Origin of the sequence: Massilia oculi (assembly GCF_003143515.1) — a bacterium.
Lineage (GTDB): Bacteria > Pseudomonadota > Gammaproteobacteria > Burkholderiales > Burkholderiaceae_D > Telluria > Telluria oculi.
Map to the genome: position 1 here is coordinate 5,777,073 of NZ_CP029343.1, position 16,061 is coordinate 5,793,133.

A 16,061-nucleotide genomic window follows, 5' to 3' on the forward strand; every position below is an offset into this window, starting at 1 on the left:
GTGGTAGCCGCGAGTAGACCGACATTGTAACGCAAAGACAGCGCGAACCGATGCGATCCGGCACGAACCGGGCGTTGTTTAGTAAAGCCCGGCGCGAACGACCGGTCGATTTTGTTGTCGCTCTACGCTCCGACGTAGACGATCTTGAAGGCGAACAGCCCCGCGATCACCCATACCACCGGCTTGACCTCGCGCGCGCGGCCGGTCAGCAGCTTGAGCACCGCATAGCTGATGAAGCCGAAGGCGATGCCCTCGGCGATCGAATAGGTGAACGGCATGCCCAGGGCGGTGACGGCGGCCGGGATGCTCTCGGTGCTGTCGTTCCACTCGACGTCTCCCAGGTCGGACAGCATCAGGCAGGCCACGAACAGCAGCGCCGGGGCGGTGGCGTAGGCCGGCACCACGGCTGCCAGCGGCGCGATGAACAGGCAGGCCAGGAACAGCGCGGCCACGGTCAGGGCGGTGAGGCCGGTGCGCCCGCCGGCCTGCACGCCGGACGCGCTTTCCAGGTAGGCGGTGGTGCTGGACGTGCCCAGCACGCTGCCGGCGACGATGGCGCCGCTGTCGGCCAGCAGTGCCTTGCCCATTTGATCGCCGCGAGCCATCTTGTCCTCGCTCAGCAGGCCGGCGCGGCGCGCCACGCCCATCAGGGTGCCGGTGGCGTCGAACAGCTCGACCAGGAAGAACACCAGCACCACATTCAGGATGCCTGCCGCGAGGGCGCCCGGGACGTCGAGCTGGAACAGGGTCGGTTCGATCGACGGCGGCAGCGAGAACAAGCCCTGATAGGTGTTCCCGCCGAAGAAGAAGCTGAGCACCGTCACCAGTACGATGCCGATCAGGATCGCGCCGCGCACCCGCAGCCGGTCCAGCGCCACGATGGCGAAGAAACCGATGGTCGCCATGATCGCGGCGGGCTGGTGCAGGTCGCCGGCCTTGACCAGGGTGGCTTCGTTGGTGACCACGATGCCGGCGTTCTTGAGGGCGATCAGGGCCAGGAACATGCCCAGGCCCACCGTGATCGCGACCCGCATCGAGCGCGGGATGCCGTCCACGATCATGGCGCGCAAGCCCACCATGGTGACCAGGATGAACAGGCAACCCGAGATGAACACGGCGCCCAGCGCCGCCTGCCAGGGGATGCCCATGCCGAGCACCACGGCATACGCGAAATAGGCGTTCAGGCCCATGCCGGGCGCCATCGCGATCGGGTAGTTGGCGTACAGGCCCATGATGGCGGTGCCGCCGGCGGCCACCAGGCAGGTGGCGACGAACACCGATTCCTTCGGCATGCCGGCGTCGCCCAGGATCGAGGGGTTGACGAAGATGATGTAGACCATCGTCAGGAAGGTAGTCAGTCCGGCCATCATCTCGGTGCGGATGCTGGTCTTGTTTTCGCTGAGTTTGAAGAGTCGTTCGAGCATGGGGCACTTTCGGGATGTGTTTTTTGCCCGAAGCATAGCACCCGGGCACGGCGCCTGCAGCCCGCGGCGCTACGCCGGGGCGCGCGGCGGTGTTACCATGCCGGCTCGAACCTCCATACATTGTTAACACCATGCCGAAGAACAAGCGTCCCGCACCCCGCACCTCGAACAACACGCGCGAACCCGACACCGATGCGCAAGCCCGGCTGATGGCCGACATGGCCCTCGAGATCGCCGAGCGCGAGGACGAAGCTGCGCAGGGCGGCGACCAGGCGGAGGCCCTTGCCAGCCTGGTGCGCAAGGCGATCCGCAAGAAGCACGACGAGGTGCTGTACGAGGCGATCGAACTGGCGCGCTACACCGACCCGCTGGCCTGCCGCCTGCTGCGAGCCCGCGTGGAAGAAGAAGCCGCCACCCTGCGCATCCGGCGCGAAGAAGGTCCCGAATACGAGATCGACGCCTTCCTCGTGCCGCTGTTCGTGCGCAGCCGCGGCGGACTCGATGCCCGTGAAAACTTCCAGGACCCCGTCGCCTTCGAAAGCCTTTCGGCCAGCTTCCAGTCCCATGGCCTGGACAGCAAGGACGCACGGGTGGTGCTGCTGCAGCATGCCTATGACCTGGCCGAGATCGACCACATCGCCTACGGCACGCTGCACCAGATGCTGCGCGAAGCCGCGGCGTCGCTGCTGGAAAAGAAGCTGCAGCCGGCGCCGACCATCGAGGCCAGCATGCGCGGCTGGACCGGCGAGCCGGTGGCCCCGACGAGACCGCGCTCGAACTGCGCTTCCTGCTCGGCTTTTCGCTCAAGCGCGCCGACGATCCGTTCTACCGGGTGCCGCGCGACGAAGCGGGCAGCGACGCCTATTTCGCGGCGCGCATGGAGCGCTACCGCGCCTGGACCGAGGCCGTCGCCCCGCTGGTGGCGCGGGTGCTATCGTCCAACCCGGACCGCCTGGAGCTGAACTTCCTCTACCAGGACCTGTTCTACGGCGCCAAGGAGCAGGGCGTGGCCGAACTGGCGACGCTTGGCGTGCTGTCCGAGGCCAAGCGCCTGCTGGCGGCCAAGGACCTGGCGCCGGACGCGGTGCACGCCGCCGTCGCGCCGCTCGACATGGGCGAGCACGTGATCCTGCGCGCCAACCTGTATGCGCTCGACGGCGGCCAGCCGTGGGGCAGCGTCGAGAAGCCGGTCGACCTGGCGGCCGACCTGGCCGCCGAGGTCGATGAATTGTGCGATGCACTATTGTCGCTGGGCCTGGAGGGCGTCTCGATCGCGGCCGGTTTCAGCGTTGACGGCCATGCGGAAGGCGCCGAGCCCTACCACCCCGCCTGACCTCCCCGTCCCGAACCGCCGCCGGACGGACTTTGCCGGATTGTGGCCGCAAGGACGGTGAACCGGCGCTTTCGGCCCCGGATTTCAGTGCAACACGTCAAGTTTTTGCCGTATTTTCGTAGTGGATTTTCTTGTGTTGGTGTAGGAGGCGCCTTACAGAAACTTGCCCGGTAGACGGACTCTCTCTATGAGGCCCAGCAGTAGACCGCAATATTTCGTTACATCCCGCGAAATATTGCTTTGCACAACTGAAAATATTGGGAAAATTGCATGATACGATTCCTGGGTTCGACCGGCTTCCCGTGCAGCGCCACGGCCTTGTGAGAGAGAGAAGAAGCGGTCCAGTTTGACCCTACCAACAACTAGAGCGCCGCCAAGGCGAAAGGAAATCGACATGCCGACCCTGATCGTGTTTTGCCACCTCCGCTGGGATTTCGTGTTCCAGCGCCCACAGCACCTGATGACCCGCCTGGCCGAACACTACAACGTCCTTTTCGTGGAGGAACCGATGCATACCGCCGGCGAGGCACGACTGGAGAAGAACGTGGTCGCGCCGAACATCACCGTGTGCCGTCCGCACACCCCGATCCAGCAATTCGGCTTCCACGACGACCAGCTGCCGACCCTGCAGGCGCTGCTCGCCAACCTGGTGCCTGAGGACGAAGCGCCGATCGTCTGGTTCTACACCCCGATGGCGCTGCCGCTGCTGCAGGTCTTCAAGCCGTCCAAGGTGATCTATGACTGCATGGACGAACTGGCCATGTTCAAGAATGCGCCGAAGCAGCTGCTGCAGCGCGAAAGCGCACTGCTGAACATCGCCGACGTCGTCTTCACCGGCGGCCCGAGCCTGTACCAGTCGAAACGCGACCGTCACACCAACGCCCACTGCTTCTCGAGCAGCGTCGACGCCAAACACTTCCGCCAGGCCCAGGATCGCGCCATCTCGCACCCGGACCAGGCCCACATCGCGCATCCTCGCCTGGGCTTCTATGGCGTGATCGACGAACGCTTCGACGTCGACCTCGTCTCGAGCATGGCCGATGCCCACCCGGACTGGCAGATCGTGCTGGTCGGCCCGGTCGTCAAAATCGATCCGGCGACCCTTCCGAAGCAGCCGAACGTCCACTACATGGGCCAGCGCACCTATGACCAGCTGCCGCAGTTCCTGGCCGGATGGGACGTCTGCCTGCTGCCGTTCGCGATGAACGATTCGACCAAGTTCATCAGCCCGACCAAGGTGCTCGAATACATGGCGGCCGAGCTGCCATGCGTGTCGACCCCGATCACCGACGTCAAGGTGCCGTACGGCGACGTGGTGGAGATCGCCGAATCGCACGGCGACTTCATCGCCGCCTGCGAGCGCCAGCTGGCGCTGGGCGACGAAAAACGCCAGGCACAGGCCGGCCGCATGCGCCAGGTGGTGGCAGGGACCTCGTGGGACCTGACCGCCAGCCGCATGCACGAACTGATCGGCATCGCCGTCCCAGGCAACAAGGTCGAGCGCTTCTTTGCCAACAGCCAGGAGGCGGTGCGCGTGCCGGCGGAGCAGTTGCCGGTGGCGCAGGTAGGCTGAATACAGTTGAATAGAGTGTGCTGGGTCGGTCAATCCCGGCCCGCACATCTGGCACATCGTCCCCGCCTTCGCGGGGACGGCGTTTTCAGGCCAACGAAGAAGCTTCACGTTTGGCCGCACGGGCGTTGATTCACACCCTCCTGAGCACTTCCTCGATCGCCTCCACCGTCGCCGGCTTGGTCAGGTGCTCGTCGAACCCCGCCGCCTTCGTCCTGGCGCGATCGGCCTCTCCACCCCAACCGGTCAGCGCCACCAGCCGGATGCCCGCCAGGCGCGCGTCTTGCCTGATCGCCGCCGCCACCTCATAGCCCGACATGCCCGGCATGCCCAGGTCCAGGAACACTACGTCCGGCATCAGGCTGGGCAGCATGCGCAGCGCCTGGCGGCCGTCGTTGGCCACCGGCGCGCGGTGGCCCATCATATTGAGCAGGGCGGCCAGGGTCTCGGCTGCATCGCGGTTGTCGTCGACCACCAGCACGCTGCGGCCTTCATGCGCAGCCCCGGATGCCGTCCCGGGCGCCCCGGCCTCGTCCGCGGGCAGCGCTGCTTGCGCATCGGTCACCAGCGGCAGGCGCACCGTGAAGGTGCTGCCGGCATTGGTGCCGGCGCTGGCGGCGCTCACGCTGCCGCCGTGCAGCTCGACCAGGCTGCGCACCAGCGACAGGCCGATGCCGAGCCCGCCAGATCCGGGCTGCTGCGCCTGGCCGACCTGGGTGAACATGCGGAATACCTCTTCCAGCGCCTCGGGCGCGATGCCGATCCCGTTGTCGGACACCGTCACCACCGCCTGCTCGCCGTCGCGCCTGGCCTCCAGCGCGATGCGTCCGCCCTTGGGCGTATAGCGCGCCGCATTGTTCAGCAGATTGCTCACCACCTGGGTCAGACGGGTGGGATCGGCGTCCAGCACGAGGTCTTCCTGCGGCAGCCGCAGGTCGAAAGCATGGCGCGCCGCCTCGATCAGCGGCATGCTGGTTTCGACCGCGGCCGCGAGGATCGTCGCCAGGTGGACGCGCTCGCGCCGCAGCTCGACCCGGCCGCGCGTGATGCGCGCCACGTCCAGCAGGTCGTCGACCAGGTTCACCAGGTGGTCGAGCTGGCGCTCCATGATGTCGTGCACGCGGCTGACCGCGTCGAGGTCGGCGGGCGAGCGGCGGATGAACTGCAGCCCGCTGCGGATCGGCGCCAGAGGATTCCTCAGTTCGTGCGCCAGGGTGGCGAGGAACTCGGTCTTGAGGCGGTTGGCTTCGGACAGGTCGGCCGCCATGCGCCGCAGCGCGGCCTCGGACTGGCGCCGTTCGGTAATATCGGTGAACAGCACCGCGACCCGGCGCCGTTCGGGCGGCCCCAGCCGCGTCGCGTGCACGTCGAACCAGCGGTGCAGGCCCTTCGCCTCGTTCTGGAAGCGCACCGCCTCGCCGGTCTGCGCCACCTGGCCATAGATCTCGAACCAGTGCTGCTCGTGCGCTGGCACCATCTGGCGGATCGTCTTGCCCACCGCATCAAGCAGGCCGGTGTGCTTGGCGAAGGCCGGATTGGTCTCGACGAACAGGTAGTCGCAGGGCTTGCCGTCGGCATCGTAGATCATGTCGATCACGCACAGGCCCTCGTCGATCGAGTCGAACACGGTGCGGTAGCGCTCCTCGGTGGCGCGCAGCTGCTGCTCGGCCTCGCGCTGGCGTGTGGCGTCCATCACCACCCCATGCACCTCGCGCGGCGCGCCATGGCCATCGTACTCGACGTGGCCGCGCGCGATCATCCAGCGCCAGCCGCCGGCAGCCGCGCGGACGCGGTAGGTGGCGGCATAGGCGCCTTCGCCGTCGATCGCGGAATTGATCAAGGCGATGGTCGGCTCGACGTCGTCCGGATGGAAGGCCGCCAGATAGGTGGCGAGCGGCGCGTCAAGGCGCCGCTCCTGCGGCACGCCGAACAGCGCCGCCATGCGGGCGTCGGCCCGCACCCGGTCGGGCTCGATGTCCCACGACCAGATCCCCAGCTCGGCGGCCTCCACGATGCGCTCCAGGCGCGAGCGCGTCTGCTCCAGCTCGGCTTCCGCCCGGTGCCGTTCGACCCGGCTGCTGAAGGCCTCGATGTAGAAGCGCGCCTTGGCGCGCAGGATCGTGGGGGAGAGCGGTTCGGTGAGCACCGCGATGGCGCCGGCGTCGTACAGCAATTCTTGCGGGAAGGGCAGGGGTTGCGGCAGCCCGAGCGCCACGATCGGCGTGCGGCTGGAACGCGGGTTGCCGCGCACCGCCCGGATGGTCTCGAGCGTCCCCTCGGCATCACCCGAGTAGCCGACCAAGATCAGGGCGAAGTCGCCCGCGCGTGCCTGGGCCAGGCCATCGGCCGGCGTGGCGGCCCGGACGATGTCCTGGTCCAGCTCGCGCGAGACCTGGTTGACGATCGGGTCGTCGATCGCGCGCTTGCAGATGAAGAGAACGCTCCTGTGGCTGGCGTGCGGTAGGGTGTCGGTCAAGGACATCGTGGCCCGAATATATGGTTATGGTTATTTCGGCAATCTAAGTGTCGCGCCGGGCCATGTCAACGACTTTGCGTACCTGCTGCGCGCGGCGTACCCGGTCAGGATTTGTCCGGCACCTGCTGCGAAGGCACCGGCGTTCGCAGCGCCTCGGGAATGGCGTCGGCGATGCCTTGCGATGGCGCCTTGCCAATCCTGCGCGCCTCGTCGGACTGCTGGTCGAGGTTCACTTCTTCGGCCACGTCGAAGCGGCCGTCCTCGGCGCCTTCGTCGCCCGGCAACAGGTTGTCGGAACGGTTGTCCTGGCCGCCGGAGCGAACCGGGGCGCCTGGCTTGCGGTCAGAGTGATCATGAGTGCTCATGCGGACCTCCATGGAGTGTTGAACATGGCACGATTATCGCGCAGCGCCCCTGCGCCGGGCGCACGCCAGCGTCGCGGTCGGGCGCTCACGGACCACCTCACGGACCACGTTTTTTGCGCGGCAAATTCTTTTCCAGGATGGCCCACAAGATCAAGCCATAGGCCAGCAGCCTGATCAGGTAGTGCAGCGGCGAATCCTCGCCGCCGCCATCGCGCAATACCGAGTACACGCGGTGCAGCCCTTCGATCGCGAACGACAGGGCGAAATACAGGAAGAAACGGTCGCCGCTGGCGCGCCAGAAGCGCAGGAAGAACAGGGCGATGATCAGGGAAGCCATGGCGATGGCGCCGGCCAGCATGTGGGTCATCGCTTCATTCCTTCTCGTAGATCAGGCCGTAGAGCAGGAGCAGGCAAGCCACCAGCGCGCTGGCCTGGCGCCACGGCAGCAAGTCGACCTCGGTCGGAAACACCACCTTGTCCAATAACAGCAACAGATTATTCAAGGTCATGCCCGCGAAACAGGCGCCGCTCCAGAACAGGAGGCGGAGGCGCGTGCGCCGGTAGCCGGTGAACAGCAGCACGGCGCAGCTCAGCGAGGTCAGCATGCAGAGGGTATAGATCACTTCGCCCATATCACATCGTCCCGAAGGTAATGCCCATTATTGTTGTCGGCGCTCGGCGCCAGCTCATTGCGTTCAATTTATTGCATACAACCAGCTTGCCACATCCCCGATGTCATTCGTCCTTGCGCAGGCGGAAGGCATCCGCGAACTGCCAGGCCTGGCGCTCCAGGCTCGAATGAATCAGGTGGGTGACTTCCACCAGGCGCCGCGCGTACAAGTCGGCCAGGCGGTCGATGCGTTGGCGCAGGGCCTCGTCGACCGGCTCGTAGCGGTAGCAGTGGGCAACGGGCGGACCGCAGGATTGGGCAATGCCCGCCGTGCACAGGTCGGACAGCAGTTGGCTCGCCACACGTTCGCGGATGTAGAGCCGGCTGGCCAGCATCGCGCTTTCCCACTGCTGGGTGGGGTCGGCGCGCAGCAGCAGCAAGGCTTCCAGGAAGGGCACGGAGGGAATGCTCGTCAGGACGAAACGGCGTAGATCCTCCGGGATCGGCGGGTGGCTCATTCGTGGCGAATATGTTTCCCAAGTGGAAAATCTTATTGAGAAAGCGTTAATTTTAGAACATTCCACGTGGAATTGCTCTGGCAATCGTGCGCGCCTGTACACGCAAAACGATACTCAGGAGCACATGCTCAGCTAAAATGCGCGCTTTCTCCACCATTGCCTTCCTATCATGTTTCGCTCCACCCTGGGCAGATTCCTCGCCCGCCTCGCCGTCGCCGGCGCCCTGGTCGCCGCCGGCGCGGCCCAGGCCGCCAGTTGCCCGGTCCACTACCTCGACGGCCGTGCGCCCGAGATCCGCAACCAGAAACTGGCCACCGCCACCCGCGAACTGTGCTACGGCGTATTCGGCGTCGTGCACTCTGGCGTGACCCGCACGCCGCTGTGGTCGGCCGAGCACGTGAGCGCCGCTAACCTCAAGCGCGCCCAGGGCCTGGACCGCGACGACAAGTTCCACGCCGAGCAGCGCCTGCCGCGCGGCCAGCGCGCCGAGCTGTCGGACTACGCGCGCAGCGGCTTCGACCGGGGCCACCTGGCGCCGAATGCGAACATGCCCGATCGGCGCACCCAGCGCGAGAGCTTTTCGCTGGCCAATATGGTCCCGCAAGACCGCGACCACAACCGCCATATCTGGGCCCCGATCGAGGGCGCGGTGCGCACCATGGCGAAGAAGGAAGGGGAGCTGTACGTGATCACCGGCCCGGCCTTCCTCGGGTCCAGCCTCAAGAAGGTCGGCAACGTGATCGTGCCGAGCCACCTGTACAAGGTGGTGTACAGTCCGCGCCAGAAGCTGGCGGCGGCCTGGTTCACCGAGAACCGCGCCGACGCGCCGATCAATGTGGTGCCGGTGGCAGAACTGGAGCGCATTGTCGGCATCGAACTGCTGCCCTCGTTGTCCACGAAGGAAAAGGAACGCATGCTGCGCCTGCCGAAGATCAAGCAGCGCAAGAACCGATCGTAAAGGAACACCATGAGCAAGAAGAAACCCGCCGCCTTCACCCCGTTCGCCAACGAAGCCGACGTCGCCGGCATCGGCGACCTGATGCTGGAAAACCGGATCGACCGCATCACGATCTCGGGCGACGTCGACCTGACCGCCGACGTTCCCGGACTGGACAAGGCGCGCCGCCTGCACGCGCTGCTGGGCGAGATCGTGGCCGCGCTGGAGGCGCGAGACCTGCCCGACACGCTGCCGCCGCCCGAGATCAAGACCATCGACAACCCGTTCGCCTGACCCCGGCACACCGGCTCCGGTGCGCCGCCCATGCCGGGTGCCTGCCTGGCATTCTTTCCCATGTCGTCCTGCGCCTACGTGCCCATCAGTAGGTGGTCCGACGCCGAGTTTCGCCTTGTTCTGACATAAATTTTCCAACGGTCAATGGTGCGCGAGCTCCATCAGGTTTGGAGTAATCTTGACAACAAAGCGCACAAGCAGCGGCACCTTCGCCGTCGGCGCCAGTACCACCATTTTTCGGAGGAACGACCATGCAACACACTCTTGTCGCGGTGTTCGATAACCGCACCGACGCGCAGAACGCGATGAACGAACTGCTGTCGTCGGGCTTCACCCGTACCGACGTCCGCCTGTCCAACGCCGACCCCACCGGCCAGACCGACAGCCTGACCGGCCGTTCCGACCTGAACATCGAACGCAGCCAAGACGGCGATACCGGCATCACCGCCAGCATCAAGAATTTCTTCAATGACCTGTTTGGTTCGGATAACGCCGAACACGTGAGCCGTTACGAGGGCGCCGTCACCCGCGGCCACCACGTGCTGACGCTGGTCGCGGACTCGCTGCCGGAAGTCGAGCGCGCGGCCGACATCGTCGAGCGCTACGGCCCGACCGACATCGACGAGAACGCCACCGGTACCCCGGACATCGCATCGAGCGGCATCAGCGCCGGCGCCATGCGCATGGGCAGCAGCGCCGGCATGCAGCAATCGTCGTCGATGTCCGCCCAATCGGGTACGCTCGGCAACGTCCAGGCGTCATCGACGCCAAAGCTCGACAATCCGGGCGACCGTGAGCTGTTCCAGCAAGGCGCCGTGAGCCCGGGCCAGACCGTGGGCGGCATTCACCAGGAATCGCTGGGCAATAGCGGCCTGACCGCCACCGGCGGCACTTCGCTGCAAAGCTCGACCCTGCGCGACGACCCGGTGCAGAACGCACCGCTTGCCGGCAGCCAGCAGGGCGGACTGTCGGCCGGCAGCGCGCAGCTGGACAACGACCGCCTCGCCACCAACGGTGCGCATAAAGGCGCGACCGCGTCGGCGGCCGGCGCCAGCCCGCTGGCCGGCAGCTCGCTCGGCGCGGCAGCCGGTTCGTCGATCCAGGGCTCGGCTCTGGAAGGCTCGATCCGCAGCGACTCGCTGCAGCGTGATCTCCAGGGTAGCCACACCAACTCGCCGAGCGGCTCCCTGAGCGGCTCGCTGAGCGGCGACAGCGCGAACCTGGACAAGCAGCGCAGCGGCGTGCGCATCTTCTCGCGCGGCCAATCCGACGCCGCGCTGGGCCTGGGCGGCAACACGGGTTCGGGCTCGAGCACCATGGGCTCGTACGACGACGACAGCTATTACCGCAACCACTTCAACACCACCTACGGCGCCGCCGGCGCGTCCTACGACGACTACCTGCCGGCCTACAGCTATGGCAGCGAAGCCGCGCGCAGCGGCCGCTACACCAACCGCGCCTGGGACGACATCGAATCCGACCTGCGCAGCGACTGGGACAGCCGCTACGCCACCGGCGGCGAACCGTCGACCTGGGAAAAAATGAAGGCCGCGGTGCGCCACGGCTGGGAACGCATGACCCGCGACGATGACGACGACCTGTACCGCGGCCACTACGACAGCACCTACGCGTCGAGCGGCACCAGGTTCGAGGAACTGAAACCGGCCTACACCTATGGCAGCGAGATGCGCCGTAGCGAGCTGTACCGCAACCAGCCATGGGACGACGCCGAGGGCACCCTGCGCACCGGCTGGGACAACCGCATCGACGGCACCCGCGACTTCAGCACCACCGGCAGCGACACCAGCGAACCGTCGACCTGGGACCGCGTCAAGAACGCCGTCCGTCACGGCTGGGACAGCATGACCGACGACAACGACGACGACATCTACTACCGCAACCACTGGAACACGACCTACGGCGCCGCCGGCGGTTCGTACGACGAGTACCGTCCGGCCTACAGCTACGGCTCGGAAATGGCGCGCAACGACCAGTACCGCGGCCGCAGCTGGGACGCGGTCGAGTCCGACCTGCGCAGCGATTGGGATCGCCGCTATCCGGGTGAGCAGTCGACCTGGGACAAGATGAAGTCCGCCGTGCGTCGCGGCTGGGATCGCATGACCGACGGCGACGACGATGCCTACTACCGCAACCACTGGAATTCGGTCTATGGCGCCAGCGGCGAGGCATATGACACATACCGTCCGGCCTACAGCTACGGTTCGGAGATGGCCCTGAACGAGAAATACCGCGGCCGTCCGTGGAACGACGTCGAGACCGACCTGCGCAGCGATTGGGATACCCGTTATCCGGGTGATGGCGGTCCGTCGACGTGGGAAAAGATGAAAGCGGCCATTCGTCACGGCTGGGATCGCATGATGCGTTGAACCCGCACCTCGCGTCAATGAAAGCGGCGCCCTCGGGCGCCGCTTTTTCGTTGCTCTGCTGCTTTACCTGGCAAACACCTCGGCCGCGGGCGTGATCGTCACCGCCTCCGGCTTGATGTTCAACTTCATCTCACCAATCTGCTTGTCCTCGTCCAGCAAGGACTGCGGCTTGTTGGCGTCGTACTTGATCGGCGAGAAGGCGTCGCTCACCAGCGCCTGCTTCAGGCCGGTCGCATCCCTGGTGATGATCACCACCGACAGGTTCTTGGCCGACAGGTGCTTCCTGATGGCGGCATTGACGTCGGCCGCGCTCAGCTTCGAGAGGGCGTCGCGCATCATGGTCGTGAACTCCGGCGTGCCATACCACTGCGAATCGAGCGCATAGCCCAGCCGCTGGTCCTGGGTCGCGGTCATCACGAACACGTTCTTCATCAGGTAATCGCGGGTGGTCTCGAAATCGGCCTGGCTGATGCCCTCGTCGACCATCTTGCCCAGTTCATGCAGCGCCACGCGCAGCGCGAAGTGGCCGTTCTGCGGCGCCACCGGGCGGATCCAGACCTCGAACAGCTGCGCCTTGCGGCCCAGGTTGGGGTTCGGGAAGAACTGGAACATCCCGCGCGGGAAGGCCTCGATATAGGCGTAGTCGCCGTAGTTCATGCCGCGTTCTTCGCGGATGCGCTGGTACAGGTGGGCGCTCGACGACCGGTGCTCGCCGAGCCAGGTCTTGGCCAGCCACAGGGCAGCGAAGTCCGGGTGCTTGCGCGTGACGTCGAGCGGCAGGCCGAACGAAATCGCAGTGGCGCGGGTGTTCTTCTCGACGATTTCCACTTCCAGGCCGTTCGGCATGCGGCCTTTCGGCACGCCCGTCGCGCTCAAGCCGGCGCCTTCCGGCAGGCGCGCCAACCGCGCCTTGAGCGAGGCCGTCATTGCATCCGACACGTCGCCCGAGATGCCGACCTTCACGGCGCGGCGGGTATAGGCCTTGGCGTAGAAGGCTTTCACGTCATCCAGGGTGATGGCGTCGATGCCGGCGACGGTGCCCAGCACCGGATGACCGTAGGCGGTGCCGGCGAACACATTCGCTTGCAGCCTTTCCTTGCCGAACTCCTCTTCGTTGTTGTCCTTCAGGTCCAGCACCAGGGCATTGCGCTGGGCGTCCTTCAGGCGGCGGAAATCCTCCTCGCGGAAGCCCGGGTCCGTCAGCAAGGGCATCGCGATGTCGAGATACTCTTGCCAGTTATCCTTGTGGATGGTGCCGGTGAAGGTCGTCATTTCCTTGTCGGTCTGCTCGGTGAGGCTGCCGGCCATCGGGAACAGCGCCTTGGTCACCTCGTCGATCTTGCGCTCGCGCGAACCGCTCGACGCCACCATCGCGGCGGTGAGGGCGGCCAGGCCTTCCTTGCCTTTCGGGTCGTGGGCCGAGCCGGCGGCGAACAGCAGCTTGAAGCGGATCTGGGGCAGGGCCGATTTCTGCACCAGCACGTCGAATGTCGCTTCAGGCGCCTGGGGGGCGAACGACGCCAGCTTCGGCAACTGCTCGATGCCCTTCGGCAGCGCGTCATGCGACAGGGTGGTGACCACCATGCTGTCGTCGACCAGGTATTTGCGCGCAGCGGCCTGCAGGTCGGCCGGGCTCAAGCCGTCGATCGCGCGGTAGTAGCCGTTGAGCGTATCGTACGAGCGCTCGAAGTGCACGTAGGAAGCCAGGGTCGAGGCGATCGCCTCGGTGTTGTCGAGCGAGCGGATCAGGCCATACTTCTGGGCCGACTTGGCGGCTTCGAGTTCCTTGGCGCTAACCGGTTCGTCGCGCAGCTTCGCCACCGTCTGCAGGATGGCGTCGCGCACCATCACGGCGTCCGCCGGATTCTTCACGCGCGCGCCGATGGTGGCCAGGGTCGGATCGACCCGGTTCGGGGTGAAGTCGAACAGCTGGTCGACCTTCTGCTCGTCCTGCACCAGGCGCTTGTACAGCGGCGAGGTGCGCCCGAACGACAGCGACAGCGCCATCGACAGCGCCGCCTGCTCCTTCTGCCGGGCGACGAAGCTCGGGGCGCGCCAGGCGACCGTCACCAGCGGCAGGGTCGGCGTCTGCCAGGCCACGTGGCGATACTGGGCGCCGCGCGGCGCGGGTTCGACCGGCACGTTCGACTTGAAGTTGCCGCGCTTCCAACCGGCCCAGTACTTCTCGACCATGGCGATCGCCTTCGACGGCTCGACGTCGCCGGCGATGATGATGGTGGTTTTTTCAGGGCGATACCAGCGGTCGAAGAAGACCTTCGAGTAATCGTACTGGTTCGGCATGTCCTCGATGTCCTTGAGGAAGCCCATCGTGGTGTGCTTGTAGGTGTGGGTGGTGTAGGCGGCGTCGCGCTGCACCTCGAACAGCTTCGACATCGGGTTGGCGCTGTTCTTGTTGTACTCGCCCAGCACGGCGCGCGATTCGGTCTTGAAGGCCTCGATCGGATACGACAGGTGCTGGAAGCGGTCGGCCTCGACCTTGAGCACCGTCTCCAGGTCCTGCTTGGCGAAGGTGGTGTAGTAATTGGTCAGGTCGTCGCTGGTATACGCGTTCTGGCGCGCGCCGGCCTTTGTGATCACTTCCTGGTATTTTTCCGGCGGATAGGTCGGCGTACCGCGGAACATCATGTGCTCGAAGAAGTGGGCGAAGCCCGACTTGCCCGGCTCGACTTCGTTGCGCGAACCGGTCTGCACCGGGATGTGCACCGAGACCAGGTTCGGGAAGCCGGTCGGCACCACGATGACCTTCAGGCCGTTGGGAAGCAGTTTTTCGGTGGCCTTGAACGGCAGCACGTCGCCGCCGGCGGCCGGCTTGGTGGCCGCGCGGGTGGTCGCGGGGGTGGCCACAGGGGTGGCCACAGCGGCGCTGGCGGCGCCTGCCAGCAACACGCCGGAAATCAATGTCGCGAGCGTGGTGCGCGACAGGGTCGGATGGAACACGATGTCTCCTTGAGAAATAGACAATCGCGAAGGATAGTCTATCCGCCAAGAGATGAACAGCCGCCGGACTACCGGTGATGGCCGGTGTTTACGCGGCTTCCGACATCGGCAGGCTGATGCGGTTGCGCCCCAGGTGCTTGGCGCGGTACAGGGCGGCGTCGGCGATCGCGACCAGCTGGCTGGCGTGGTTGTCGGGACCGGCGATGGCGGTCGCGGCCCCGATCGACACCGTCACGTGGCCGCCGGCGAAGCGGCACGGCAGCTGCAGTTGTTCGACCCGGCACCGGATGCGCTCGGCGACGATGGCGGCCCCTTTCAGCGACTGGTTGGGCAGGATCACGGCGAATTCCTCGCCGCCATAGCGCGCCACCAGGTCGTTGGCCCGCATCTCGCTTGCCACGGCGCGCGCCACCCGCTTCAGGCATTCGTCGCCGCCCAGGTGGCCATGGGCATCGTTATAGGCCTTGAAGTTGTCGACGTCCACCATCAGCAGCGACAACGGCTGCATCTGGCGCAGCGCGCGCGTCCATTCCGCATGCAGGGTGTCGTCGAAGCAGCGGCGGTTGGCCAGGCCCGTCAAGCCGTCGCGCGTGGCCAGCTGCTCGAGTGCGATCTGGGCCATCTTGGCGTCGGTGAGGTCGCGCAGCGTCTCGACCACCGCCGACAGCTGGCCGCTCGCATCGAAGATCGGACTGGCGTCGGCCGCCAGGTAGCGGCGCCGGCCGGCGCGCGGCATGTCGCACCAGCTTTCGAGCGACAGCGCAATCGGAGAGCGGGGCTCCGCTCCGGACGGCGAACCGGCCTCGCCGCGCCGGCCCTTGAGCACCATGTCGGCCAGCGTAGGGCGCTGGATTTCGTGGAAGCTGCGCCAGTGGTCGCCGGTGCCAAGCACTTCGGGAGCCGCCACGCCCGTGAGCTGCTCGCAGGCGCGGTTCCAGACCATGACGCGGGCATCGGTGCCCAGTACGAAGACCGGCACCGAGAGGCTTTCCATCAACTGCCCCACGAAAGCCACGTCCTGGACCAGGTCTGTCGGGCCTGTGCCGGTGCTGGGTGCGCTCATGAGCCTTCCTCTGCGAATGGTTGCGGTATCGGAGGGCGGCAACCGGTGAGTTGCCGCTAGGGACCGATACTGCAACATGCGCAGGTCCAGGCCATTGATTTTCAGCAAGGACAATGGCGAGGTGGC

Annotated in this window: 14 protein-coding genes; 6 read left to right on the forward strand and 8 right to left on the reverse strand. The window is 66.1% G+C overall.

All coding sequences use genetic code 11. The features are described from left to right. Window positions 1–122 precede the first annotated feature (122 nt). Entirely contained in the window at window positions 123–1,424 is a 1,302-nt protein-coding gene (locus tag DIR46_RS25830; RefSeq protein WP_109347795.1) for an NCS2 family permease, read from the reverse strand. A gap of 131 nt (window positions 1,425–1,555) precedes the next feature. Here DIR46_RS25830 and DIR46_RS25835 point away from each other — a divergent pair, with 131 nt between their 5' ends. The 3 genes from DIR46_RS25835 (at window position 1,556) to DIR46_RS25840 (ending at window position 4,330) form a co-directional block, all read left to right on the forward strand. Next, complete coding sequence (locus DIR46_RS25835; protein ID WP_229446429.1) at window positions 1,556–2,386, forward strand: hypothetical protein; 831 nt, start codon at window positions 1,556–1,558, stop codon at window positions 2,384–2,386. Further along, a complete protein-coding gene (locus DIR46_RS27535; protein WP_229446430.1) occupies window positions 2,302–2,757 on the forward strand; it encodes a hypothetical protein in 456 nt (151 codons plus the stop codon). The genes DIR46_RS25835 and DIR46_RS27535 overlap by 85 nt, the downstream gene beginning before the upstream one ends. A 394-nt stretch (window positions 2,758–3,151) precedes the next feature. Continuing rightward, on the forward strand, window positions 3,152–4,330 hold the full coding sequence (locus DIR46_RS25840) for a glycosyltransferase (protein WP_109347796.1): 1,179 nt from the start codon (window positions 3,152–3,154) through the stop codon (window positions 4,328–4,330). A 130-nt stretch (window positions 4,331–4,460) separates the two neighbouring features. Here DIR46_RS25840 and DIR46_RS25845 read toward each other — a convergent pair whose 3' ends face one another. The 5 genes from DIR46_RS25845 to DIR46_RS25865 all read right to left on the reverse strand — a co-directional run bounded on the left by DIR46_RS25845 (window position 4,461) and on the right by DIR46_RS25865 (window position 8,296). After that, window positions 4,461–6,809, reverse strand: a complete 2,349-nt coding sequence (locus DIR46_RS25845) for a hybrid sensor histidine kinase/response regulator (protein ID WP_109347797.1) — start codon at window positions 6,807–6,809, stop codon at window positions 4,461–4,463. Between the two features lie 98 nt (window positions 6,810–6,907). Next, entirely contained in the window at window positions 6,908–7,168 is a 261-nt protein-coding gene (locus DIR46_RS25850) for a hypothetical protein (RefSeq protein ID WP_109347798.1), read from the reverse strand. Window positions 7,169–7,265: 97 nt separating this feature from the next. Next, a complete protein-coding gene (locus DIR46_RS25855) occupies window positions 7,266–7,535 on the reverse strand; it encodes a DUF5985 family protein (RefSeq protein ID WP_109347799.1) in 270 nt (89 codons plus the stop codon). Between the two features lie 4 nt (window positions 7,536–7,539). Then, window positions 7,540–7,800 (reverse strand): DUF5985 family protein, encoded by a 261-nt coding sequence (locus tag DIR46_RS25860; protein WP_109347800.1) that lies wholly within the window; start codon window positions 7,798–7,800, stop codon window positions 7,540–7,542. A gap of 103 nt (window positions 7,801–7,903) precedes the next feature. Further along, window positions 7,904–8,296 carry a hypothetical protein gene (locus DIR46_RS25865; protein ID WP_109347801.1) on the reverse strand — a complete coding sequence of 131 codons (393 nt, stop codon included), beginning with the start codon at window positions 8,294–8,296 and terminating at the stop codon, window positions 7,904–7,906. Window positions 8,297–8,465: 169 nt separating this feature from the next. Between DIR46_RS25865 and DIR46_RS25870 the strand changes: the two genes are divergently transcribed. The 3 genes from DIR46_RS25870 (at window position 8,466) to DIR46_RS25880 (ending at window position 11,914) form a co-directional block, all read left to right on the forward strand. Further along, window positions 8,466–9,254, forward strand: coding sequence for a DNA/RNA non-specific endonuclease (locus tag DIR46_RS25870; protein WP_109347802.1), 789 nt, complete (start codon window positions 8,466–8,468; stop codon window positions 9,252–9,254). Between the two features lie 9 nt (window positions 9,255–9,263). After that, entirely contained in the window at window positions 9,264–9,527 is a 264-nt protein-coding gene (locus tag DIR46_RS25875; RefSeq protein ID WP_109347803.1) for a hypothetical protein, read from the forward strand. Between the two features lie 251 nt (window positions 9,528–9,778). After that, window positions 9,779–11,914, forward strand: a complete 2,136-nt coding sequence (locus tag DIR46_RS25880; RefSeq protein WP_162819648.1) for a general stress protein — start codon at window positions 9,779–9,781, stop codon at window positions 11,912–11,914. 63 nt (window positions 11,915–11,977) lie between these two features. Here the strand turns inward: DIR46_RS25880 and DIR46_RS25885 are convergent, their stop codons facing one another. After that, window positions 11,978–14,872 (reverse strand): M16 family metallopeptidase, encoded by a 2,895-nt coding sequence (locus tag DIR46_RS25885; protein ID WP_109347805.1) that lies wholly within the window; start codon window positions 14,870–14,872, stop codon window positions 11,978–11,980. Between the two features lie 88 nt (window positions 14,873–14,960). Beyond that, the gene (locus DIR46_RS25890) at window positions 14,961–15,935 is read right to left on the reverse strand and encodes a sensor domain-containing diguanylate cyclase (protein ID WP_109347806.1); all 975 of its coding nucleotides are present in this window, start codon (window positions 15,933–15,935) and stop codon (window positions 14,961–14,963) included. Between the last annotated feature and the right edge of the window lie 126 nt (window positions 15,936–16,061).

Excerpts from the sequence above, each read along its gene's own strand:
- DIR46_RS25875 (WP_109347803.1), top strand. The coding sequence starts at position 9,264 with ATGAGCAAGAAGAAACCCGCCGCCTTCACCCCGTTCGCCAACGAAGCC.
- DIR46_RS25865 (WP_109347801.1), bottom strand. The coding sequence starts at position 8,296 with ATGAGCCACCCGCCGATCCCGGAGGATCTACGCCGTTTCGTCCTGACG.
- DIR46_RS25850 (WP_109347798.1), bottom strand. The coding sequence starts at position 7,168 with ATGAGCACTCATGATCACTCTGACCGCAAGCCAGGCGCCCCGGTTCGC.
- DIR46_RS25860 (WP_109347800.1), bottom strand. The coding sequence starts at position 7,800 with ATGGGCGAAGTGATCTATACCCTCTGCATGCTGACCTCGCTGAGCTGC.
- DIR46_RS25840 (WP_109347796.1), top strand. The coding sequence starts at position 3,152 with ATGCCGACCCTGATCGTGTTTTGCCACCTCCGCTGGGATTTCGTGTTC.
- DIR46_RS25855 (WP_109347799.1), bottom strand. The coding sequence starts at position 7,535 with ATGACCCACATGCTGGCCGGCGCCATCGCCATGGCTTCCCTGATCATC.
- DIR46_RS25835 (WP_229446429.1), top strand. The coding sequence starts at position 1,556 with ATGCCGAAGAACAAGCGTCCCGCACCCCGCACCTCGAACAACACGCGC.
- DIR46_RS25845 (WP_109347797.1), bottom strand. The coding sequence starts at position 6,809 with ATGTCCTTGACCGACACCCTACCGCACGCCAGCCACAGGAGCGTTCTC.
- DIR46_RS27535 (WP_229446430.1), top strand. The coding sequence starts at position 2,302 with ATGGAGCGCTACCGCGCCTGGACCGAGGCCGTCGCCCCGCTGGTGGCG.
- DIR46_RS25880 (WP_162819648.1), top strand. The coding sequence starts at position 9,779 with ATGCAACACACTCTTGTCGCGGTGTTCGATAACCGCACCGACGCGCAG.
- DIR46_RS25830 (WP_109347795.1), bottom strand. The coding sequence starts at position 1,424 with ATGCTCGAACGACTCTTCAAACTCAGCGAAAACAAGACCAGCATCCGC.
- DIR46_RS25890 (WP_109347806.1), bottom strand. The coding sequence starts at position 15,935 with ATGAGCGCACCCAGCACCGGCACAGGCCCGACAGACCTGGTCCAGGAC.
- DIR46_RS25870 (WP_109347802.1), top strand. The coding sequence starts at position 8,466 with ATGTTTCGCTCCACCCTGGGCAGATTCCTCGCCCGCCTCGCCGTCGCC.